Below are 9,462 nucleotides of genomic sequence, written 5' to 3'. Positions count from 1 at the left end.
CGCGAGGAAGCCCGGCAGGATGTGTTCGATTACATTGAAATGTTTTACAACCCCAAGCGCCGGCACAGTTTCAACAACGGGCTATCGCCAGTAGAGTGTGAGAAGCAATATTTCGAGAGGCTCGAAAGTGTCTAGAGAAGCCGGGGCGATTCAACAATCCCGATTCGCGTGCCGTGACGGGAATGCCAGAGAGTGTCCCCCCGCGCACCCCCTCTTCATGAAATTGGCGGGAGTCGTCCATGTTTACCCTCTACCACTCCAATCAGCTGGATCTGCTCAAGGAGCTGCTGGTGAGCCGCATCCGGCAGGCTCCGCTCTCCCACCCCTTCGATCGGGAGCAGATCCTGGTGCAGAGTCCCGGCATGGCCCAGTGGCTCAAGCTGGAGCTGGCCAAGGCGTTCGGCATCGCCGCCAACATCGACTTTCCCCTGCCCGCGAGTTTCATCTGGGAGATGTTCACCCGGGTGCTGGCGGACGTGCCGCGCCAGAGCCCCTACAACAAGGGGGCCATGAGCTGGCACCTGATGACCATTCTGCCCACTCTGCTCGGCAGACCCGCCTTTGCGCCCCTCGCGGCCTATCTGGGGGGCAGTGACGGGGCGGCGCCGGAGCAGGTGCGGCTCTGGCAGCTCTGCCAGAAGGTGGCGGATCTGTTCGACCAGTATCTGGTCTACCGGCCGGACTGGATCGCCCGCTGGGAAGAGGGGGAAGGATTGAGCCAGGAGCTGGCCGGGGTGAGCGGTCAGGATTGGCAGCCCGAGCTCTGGCGCGAGCTGGTGGCCCGCACCCTGGCCCTCAGCCCCAGCGGCTACCACCGCGCCAACCTCTACGAGGCCTTCATCCACGAGCTGGAGCGCACCCGGGATCTGCCGGGCAGGCTGCCGCAACGGGTCTTCGTGTTCGGCATCTCGGCCCTGCCGCCCCGCTATGTGGAGGCCCTGCTGGCCCTCGGCAGCCGCCCCGAGGTGGAGGTACACCTGTTTGTGACCAACCCCTGCCGCTACTACTGGGGGGACTTACTCGATCGCAAGACCCTGGCTCGCCTCGAAAACAAGCTCAAGCCCGGCACGGATCTCGAGACCCTGCAGGGCCCCGCCAACCCCTTGCTCGCTTCCATGGGCAAGCTGGGGCGCGACTACCTGCACCAGCTGATGGAGCTGGAGGTGCCGCAGATCGAGGCCTTCGTCGACATCGAGGATCGCGACGATGAGGGCGAGGTCACCTTGCTGCGGGCCATCCAGAAAGACGTGCTGGAGCTGGCGGAACGGGGGGCCGGCGAGTTTAATCTCGATGCCAGCCACCACAAGAGCCCTGTCAGCCTGGATGACGGTACTTTGCAGATCCACGCCTGCCACGGCCCCATGCGGGAGCTCGAGGTGCTGCACGACCGGCTGCTGGCCCTGTTCGAGCAGGATCCCACCCTCACCCCCAAAGACGTGGTGGTGATGATGCCGGACGTCAACAGCTACGGCCCCTACATCCAGGCCGTCTTTGGCAAGGAGGGCGGCAAGGGGCGGGGCGGGGCCCGCGGCCAGATCCCCTTTGCGATCTCCGATCGGGCGGCGAGCCAGGAGAGCCCGTTGCTGCAAAGTTTCCTCGCCCTGCTCAGGCTGCCGAACGCCCGCTTCGGGGCGGGGGAGCTGCTCGCCATCCTGGAGGTGCCCGCCGTGCTGCGCCGCTTCGAGCTGGACGACGACGAGTTCAACGTGCTGCGGCGCTGGGTGCAGGAGACCGGCATCCGCTGGGGTCTGGATGACGACTATCCCGAGCGCTTCGCGCTGCCGCGTCTGTCCGGCAACAGTTGGCTGTTCGGCCTGCGGCGCATGCTGCTGGGTTTTGCCATGGGGGACGGGGAGCCGGTGGCGGGGATCCTGCCCTATGCGGACATCGAGGGGCAGCAGGGGCTGATCCTCGGCAAGCTCGCCTGGTTCGTCGACTCCCTGGCGGAGTTTCTGCCCCGGCTGCAACAGGCACAGCCGCTGGCCGAATGGCACGCCTGCCTGCTGGCGCTGCTGGAGCGCTTCTATCTCGCCGACGAGGATGAAGAGCGCCAGCTCCAGCTCATTCGCAGCCAGCTCACCGACTGGCAGGCCCAGCTCGGCGAGGCCCGCTTCGAGCAGGCCATCAGTGCCGACCTGTTGCAGGACTACCTCGGCAGCGTGTTGGGGGAGTCCCGCTCCAGCCAGCGCTTCCTCGCCGGTCAGGTCAACTTCTGCACCCTGATGCCGATGCGCTCCATTCCCTTCCGCCAGGTCTGCCTGCTCGGCATGAACGACGGCGTCTACCCGCGCACCCTGCCCCCCATGGGCTTCGATCTGATGGCGGTGGCCTCGCGGCGCGGGGACCGATCCCGCCGGGATGACGACCGCTACCTCTTCCTCGAAGCGCTCCTCAGTGCCCAGCAGGGGCTCTACATCAGCTATCAGGGGTTCAGCGCCCAGGACAACAGCGAGAAGGTGCCCTCCGTGCTGCTGGCGGAGCTCATCGACTACGTGCGCCAGGGCTTCGTGCTGGCGGGGGATGAAGATCTCGACGACGACACCTCGGGCCAGCGGCTGCTCGAACACCTGATCGTGGCGCACCCCCTCACCCCCTACAGCCCGGCCTACTTTTACCCCGAGCCCGGCTCCGGTCTCTTCACCTATGCCGCCGACTGGCTGCCGGCCCTGAGCCCGGAGCGGGGGGCCGCCAACTTCCAGAGCGGCGATCTGCCCCTGCCCGCAGAGTGGGGCAGGGAGCAGGGGCTGGAGCTGGCGGAGCTGCTGCGCTTCTATCGCCAGCCCGCCAGGTACTTCCTCAACCGCCGCCTCAAGGTGTGGTTCGAGCTGGAGGAGGCGACCATCGAAGACAGCGAGCCCTTCGAGCTGGACGGCCTGCAGCACTATCAGCTCAAGGCGCTGCTGCTGGATGCCCATCTGACCGAAGGGGAGAGCGAGGCCCGTCGCCACCGGCTGCAACTCTCCGGCCTGCTGCCGCAAGGGTGGTTCGGCAGCCTGCTGCTGGAGGAGATCGACGGCGAGATGGGCAAGCTGGCGGCGCGGCTGCGCCCCTGGACGGGGGACAAACAGGCGGTGGAGATCGACATCGCCCTGGCCCAGGGGCAGCTTCAGGGCTGGATAGACACCCAGAAGGGACGAGCGCTGGTGGTCAAACCCGGCAGCTTCAACGGCAAGGATCTGCTGCTGGCCTGGATCCAGCACCTTTGCCTCTCATTGAGCAGCGCCCCCGGCGACACCCTGTTGTTCGATGCCAAACAGAGTCTGCGGCTGCCAAGGCTTGCGGTGGACGAGGCGCGGCCCAGGTTGGCGGCCCTGGTGGCCCTCTGGACCCAGGGGATGAAGCGGCCGCTGCCCTTCTTCCCGAGCACCGCCTGGGAGTGGCTCAAGGGGATCGAGAAGGATCCGGCAAAGCCGGAGGAGGCCGACAAGGCGGCACTTGCCCGCTTCAACGGCGGCTACATGGTGACGGGAGAGGGGCAGGACGTCTATGTCGCCCGCTGCTTCCCGGAACTCGATGACGAGGTGCTGGCCCAGTTGCAGGGGCTGGCCCGTGAACACCTGACCCCGCTCCATCAGGCGCTGGAGGAGTTGCAATAATGGCTAACCCGCTCAATCCCCTGCGTTTTCCCCTCTATGGCGAGCGGCTGATCGAGGCCTCCGCCGGGACCGGCAAGACCTATACCATCGCGGGCCTCTATCTGCGCCTCTTGCTGGGCCACGGCCCGGTTATCGAACAAGCAGGCGAGGAGGGGGGAGACGCCGGTCAGCCCTGTGCCCACGAGCGGCCCCTGTCGGTGACCGAGATCCTGGTGGTGACCTTTACCGAGGCGGCCACCGCCGAACTGAGGGGGCGGATCCGCGCCCGCATCCACGAGGCGCGTCTCGCCTTTATGCGCGGTCACAGCACGGATACCCTGCTGGCCCAACTGCTGGTGGAGGTGGAGGATCACGATCTGGCAGCCCGTCGCCTGCTGGCCGCCGAGCGGCAGATGGACGAGGCGGCGGTCTTCACCATCCACGGCTTCTGCCAGCGGATGCTCAGGCAGAACGCTTTCGAGTCGGGCGCCCTCTTTGAAACCGAATTTTTGACCGACGACAGCCGGCTCCGGCTGCAGGCGGTGAGTGACTACTGGCGCGCCGAGTTCTATCCGGTGGATCAGCCCCTGGCCCGGGCGGTGCGAAGGCTCTGGCCGAGCCCCGCCGCCCTGCTGCGGGAGATGGGGAACTGGCTCGACAACGACGAGCTGGAGATCCGCCCGGTGGCGGGGGACGAGACCCTGGCGGCGCGGCACAGTGTCGCCATGGCCCGCATCGGGGCGGTGAAGGCCGGGTGGCTGGCGCAGACGGACGAGATCCGCCGCCAGACCGAGGGGCAGATCAGCCGTTACACCGGCAAGAACTACGAGGGCTGGCTTGCCAAGATTGGCGACTGGGCGCAGGACGAGACCAGCGGCTACGTCCTCCCCAAGGAGCTGGAGCGCTTCGGCCAGCAGGCGCTGGAGGAGAACCTCAAGAAGGGGGGAACGGTGCCCACCCTGCCGCTTTTTGGGGAGATAGACGCCCTGCTGGCGAGCCGACCGGGCATCCGGGATCTCGTCTTGCAGCGGGCGGCCAGGGTGGTGCGCAGCCGGATGCAGGAGAGCAAGCGCCAGGCCCATCAGCTCTCCTTCGACGATCTGCTGCGGGATCTCGACGGGGCGCTCGGCTCGGGCCTGGGGGAGCGGCTGTGCGAGCGCATCCGCGCCACCTACCGGGTCGCCATGATCGATGAATTCCAGGATACCGACCCCCAGCAGTACCGCATCTTCCATCGCCTTTACGGCGGTCACCAGGACACGGCGCTCCTGATGATCGGCGACCCCAAGCAGGCCATCTACGGCTTTCGTGGCGCGGACATCTTTACCTACATCCAGGCGCGGCGAAATGTGAGCGCCCACTACACCCTGGGGCGCAACTGGCGCTCAAGCCGCGCCCTGGTGGCGGCGGTCAACGGCCTGTTCGAGCGGGCGAAGGATCCCTTCATCTACGAGGCGGACATCCCCTTCCTGCCGGTGGAGGCGCAGGGCAAGAGCCGGGCGCTGCTGATCGAGGGGCAGACCGCCCCCGTGCTGCACTGCTGGCAGCTCACCGGTCAGCCCACCTTCAACAAGGGGGAGTACCAGAGCAGGATGGCCCGCGCCACGGCGGCGGAGATCCATCGCCTGCTCACGCTGGCCCGGGAGGGCAAGGCGATGCTCGGCAGCGAGCCGGTCAGGGCCGGGGATATCGCCGTGCTGGTGCGCACCGGCGCCGAGGGCAAGCTGGTGCAACAGGAGCTGGCGCGCCTTGCCATCGCCTCCGTCTATCTGTCGAACCGCGAGAGCGTGCTGGCCCAGGTGGAGGCGCGGGAGATCCTGCTGATCCTGCACGCCTGCCAGAACCCGAGCGATGAGCGAAGCCTGCGGGCGGCGCTCGCCACCGGCCTGTTCGATCTCGATGCCAGGGCCCTGGACGCGCTGGCCTCGGACGAGCGGGCCTGGGAGAGCGCGGTGCAGGAGTTCATGGGATACCGCGCGGTCTGGCATCGACACGGGGTGCTGGCCATGCTGCGGGCCCTGATGCACGGGCGCAACCTCGCCGCCTCCCTGCTGGCGAGCCCCTACGGGGAGCGGCGGTTGACCAACTTCCTCCATCTCGGCGAGCTGCTGCAACAGGCGAGCGGCGAGCTGGACGGGGAGTACGCCCTGCTGCGCTGGCTCGGGGAGGCGGTGAGCCAGCCCAACGGCCAGGACGGGGAGCAGATACTTCGCCTGGAGTCCGAGCGCAAGCTGGTGCAGATCGTCACCATCCACAAATCCAAGGGGCTGGAGTACCCGCTGGTCTTCCTGCCGTTCATTTGCAGCCACCGCGCCGCCGACACCCCCCTGTTCCACGAAGCGGGGGAGGCGGGCAATCGCACCGTGCTCGATCTCACCGGTGCCGAGGAGTCCCTGGCCGAGGCCGACAAGGAGCGCCTCGCCGAAGACTTGCGCCTGCTCTACGTGGCCCTGACCCGGGGGGTCTATGCCACCTGGCTCGGGCTGGCGCCGGTGCGCTCCGGGGCGGGCAAGTCGGAGAAGACCGACCTGCACCGCACCGCCATCGGCTACCTGCTGCAAAAGGGGGAGGAGGGGGACGCCGGGACACTGGCGACCGCCCTCACCGACCTGGCCCAGGCCCTGCCGGGGGTGGCCGTCGGTGAGCCCTCGCTCACCCGCCCGGCCCCGCTGCCCGCCGAGGCGGAGAAACCGGGTGAGCCCACCGTGCGCGCGTTCCAGGGGCAGCTTGAGCGGGACTGGTGGATCAGCTCCTACTCTGGGCTCGCGGCCCAGGGCAACGGCCACGGCAAGGGGGTGCTGGCCAACCCCGGCTTCGACGACGAGGTGGCCACCGAGGCCGCCGTCACCGTGCAGGAAGAGGAGGCGCCCGCCCCTTCCATCTTCACCTTCCCCAAGGGGGCGCGTCCCGGCACCCTGCTCCACAGCCTGTTCGAGACCATCGACTTCGAGCACGCGAAGGGCGAGGCGCTGGCACAGCACATCGCCGCCCTGCTGGCCCAGGAGGGGTTCGACGAAGGCTGGGCCCCCGTGCTGCAACAGCAGGTGGAGGCGGTGCTGGATACCCCCCTTGAGACCGGCCTTGGGGATCCGGTGCGGCTGCGGGATCTGGCCCCCGAGCGCAAACAGGTGGAGCTGGAGTTCTTCCTGCCCATGGGGCGGGTGACGGCACCGGCGCTGACCGCACTCTGCCAGCAGCACGACCCCCTGTCGCGGGGCGGCAAGCCGCTCGGTTTTGCCACCGTGCAGGGGATGCTCAAGGGCTTCATCGACCTGGTGTTCGAGTGGCAGGGGCGCTGGTATCTGCTCGACTACAAATCGAACCACCTTGGTATGAGCCCCGCCGATTACGGCCGCCCGGCCCTGGAGCGGGCCATGGTCGAGCATCGCTACGATCTGCAATACCAGCTCTATTCGCTGGCCCTGCACCGGCTGCTCGCCTTGCGGCTGCCGGGCTACGATTTCGACCGGCATTTTGGCGGGGTCTTCTATCTCTTCCTGCGCGGCATGCCCCAGGGGGGCATTTTCCATGCCCGGCCCAGCCGGGAACTGGTGCTGGGGCTGGACGAGTTGTTTAGTAAAGGTGTGACATCTGACGATCATCGTTTAGAGAAATCGAACAAGGCAGAGGCATGAGGGGCGAGATGAAGGGCGAAACCATGATAGAGCGGCTGAAAGCCTTGGCGCTGGCGGGGCGCATCCGCCAGCTTGACCTGCAATTTGCCAGGCTGGTGGCCGACCTGGGCGGCAGCCCCGAGCTGGTGCTGGGGGCCGCGCTCGCCTGCCATGAGCTGGGGCGCGGCCATGTCTGCCTGCCGCTGGCGATGCTCGCTCAGGGCGGTGACGGGCAGGGATCCTCGCGTCCCTTCGGGCTGGATCCGGATCAGAGCCGGGATCTGCTGGCGGATCTCGCGGATCCCGCGAGCTGGCCCGCCCTCTTTGCGGCCAGCCCCCTGGTGGGGAGCGAACAGGAGGAGGGGGAGACCCCCCGCTGGCCCCTGCGGCTCTGGGGGGATCGCCTCTACCTTACCCGCTACCACGACTTTGAGCTGGGGGTGGCCCGCCACCTTAGCGCCTTGAGTGAACGGGCCGAATGGCCGGAGATTGCCCCGGCCCTGTCACGCCTCTTTGCCCGCGACTACGGCCTGGTGTTCGGGGCCCTGCTCAAGGCCCGCCTCGCGCCGGATTTCTCCGTCCGCCACTTTGTGGAGAAGTACCTGGATCTGGTCTTCCCCCACGAGGTGGAGTGGCCCGCCGTGGAGACCCTGCTAAAGAGCGCCCAGGCGGCCAGCGAGCTGGAGCGGCTGGATACCCTGGTGCCCGAGGCGCTCTGCTGCAACGGCCAGAAGCTGGCGGCGGCCACGGCGGCGGCGCGCCCCTTCGCGGTCATCTCCGGCGGCCCCGGCACCGGCAAGACCACCACGGTGGCCAAGCTCCTCGCCATCCTGGTGGAGACCGGCCTGCAAGGGGGCAAGGCCCCGGCGATCCGGCTGGTGGCCCCCACCGGCAAGGCGGCGGCGCGTCTGACCGAGAGTATCGGCGCTGCCCTGCAGGCCCTGGATCTGCCCCCCGAGTGGGTGGAGGCCATCCCCACCGAGGCGGGCACCCTGCACCGGCTGCTCGGGGTGATCCCCGGGCGCAGCCAGTTCCGCCACCACAGAGGCAACCCGCTGCACCTCGACCTGCTGGTGGTGGACGAGGCCTCCATGGTGGACCTGCCCATGATGGCGCGCCTGCTGGACGCGCTGCCCCGCCACGCCCGCCTGATCCTGCTCGGCGACAAGGATCAGCTCGCCTCGGTGGAGGCAGGGGCCGTGCTCGGGGATATCTGCAGCTTTATCGAACAGGGCATCAGCCCCGCGCAGGCGGATTGGCTCTCCCGCCAGACCGGGTATCGCCTGCAAGGCACGCCAGCGGGGGCCAGCGTGCGCGACAGCCTCTGTTTGCTCTCCAAGAGCTGGCGCTTCGATCAGCACTCCGGCATCGGCCAGCTGGCGCGGGCCTGCAACAGCGGCGACGGGGCGGCGGTGGAGGCGGTCTGGAGCGCAGGATTTGGCGACATACGCTTGCACCCCTGGGCGGGGGAGGCCTACAACGCCCTGATTGCCGGGGGGGTGGCCGGTTATGGCAGCTACCTCAAGGCGGCCCGGGCCGGCGAGGATCCGGCGGCGGTGTTCAAGGCGTTCAACGGCTTCCAGATCCTCTGCGCCCTGCGGGACGGCCCCTTCGGGGTGACGGGGCTCAACGAGCGGCTCGAACTGGCCCTCGCCAAGGCAGGGCTGATCCAGCGTGACGGCGACTGGTATGCGGGCCGCCCGGTGATGGTGGTGCGCAACGACCACGGGGTGGGCCTCTACAACGGCGACATGGGGCTCTGCCTGCCGGACGAAAGCGGGCGGTTAAAGGTCTGGTTCGAGCAGCCGGACGGCACCCTGCGGGCTTTGCTGCCCAGCCGGTTGTCCCCCCATGAGACGGTCTACGCCATGACCATCCACAAATCCCAGGGCTCGGAGTTTGCCCATACCGTGCTGGTGCTGCCCGACAGCCCCAGCCCGCTCCTGACCCGGGAGCTGGTCTACACCGGCATCACCCGCGCCAAGGCCCGCCTCGATCTCTACGGCGATCGCGCCCTGCTGGCACAGGCCGTGCGGAAAAAGACCGAGCGTTATTCCGGATTGGCACAGAGGTTGGGGGAGTGAGCGATGGTACGGCGGTGAAGGGAGTTGCCGCCGTCAACGTATGTTTTTAGGAGTGAACAATTATTGCTCATTTATCTCTTTGAGCAGTCTCCCCCAAAGGGGTTTTAATTGCTTTCCTGATTACCCATGACCCTCAGCCAGCTTCAAGAGCCGATATGGCATCGGAGGGCTTGCCACGACTGCATGCCC

4 protein-coding genes are annotated in these 9,462 nt (G+C 67.7%); all 4 read left to right on the top strand.

Annotated features, from left to right (window positions below; genetic code table 11):
• Nucleotides 1-135 (top strand): IS3 family transposase (locus PG892_RS19910; RefSeq protein ID WP_270825748.1); only part of this gene is annotated, 135 nt, incomplete at its 5' end.
• 104 nt (nucleotides 136-239) lie between these two features.
• Nucleotides 240-3,596: an exodeoxyribonuclease V subunit gamma gene (recC, locus tag PG892_RS19905; protein ID WP_257707627.1), complete on the top strand. Its 3,357-nt coding sequence runs from the start codon at nucleotides 240-242 to the stop codon at nucleotides 3,594-3,596.
• Nucleotides 3,596-7,210 carry an exodeoxyribonuclease V subunit beta gene (recB, locus tag PG892_RS19900; RefSeq protein WP_270825747.1) on the top strand — a complete coding sequence of 1,205 codons (3,615 nt, stop codon included), beginning with the start codon at nucleotides 3,596-3,598 and terminating at the stop codon, nucleotides 7,208-7,210. The genes recC and recB overlap by 1 nt, the downstream gene beginning before the upstream one ends.
• Nucleotides 7,211-7,218: 8 nt before the next feature.
• Nucleotides 7,219-9,273, top strand: a complete 2,055-nt coding sequence (gene recD / locus PG892_RS19895) for an exodeoxyribonuclease V subunit alpha (RefSeq protein ID WP_270825746.1) — start codon at nucleotides 7,219-7,221, stop codon at nucleotides 9,271-9,273.
• Nucleotides 9,274-9,462: the final 189 nt, after the last annotated feature.

It is taken from the genome of Aeromonas sp. QDB68 (genome assembly GCF_027707405.1).
Taxonomy (GTDB): Bacteria; Pseudomonadota; Gammaproteobacteria; order Enterobacterales; family Aeromonadaceae; genus Aeromonas; species Aeromonas caviae.
This window is presented reverse-complemented; position numbering and strand designations above follow the sequence as displayed.

What these genes read in the sequence shown, in the direction of transcription:
- recC (WP_257707627.1), top strand. Translation starts at nt 240, where the DNA reads ATGTTTACCCTCTACCACTCCAATCAGCTGGATCTGCTCAAGGAGCTG.
- recD (WP_270825746.1), top strand. Translation starts at nt 7,219, where the DNA reads ATGAAGGGCGAAACCATGATAGAGCGGCTGAAAGCCTTGGCGCTGGCG.
- recB (WP_270825747.1), top strand. Translation starts at nt 3,596, where the DNA reads ATGGCTAACCCGCTCAATCCCCTGCGTTTTCCCCTCTATGGCGAGCGG.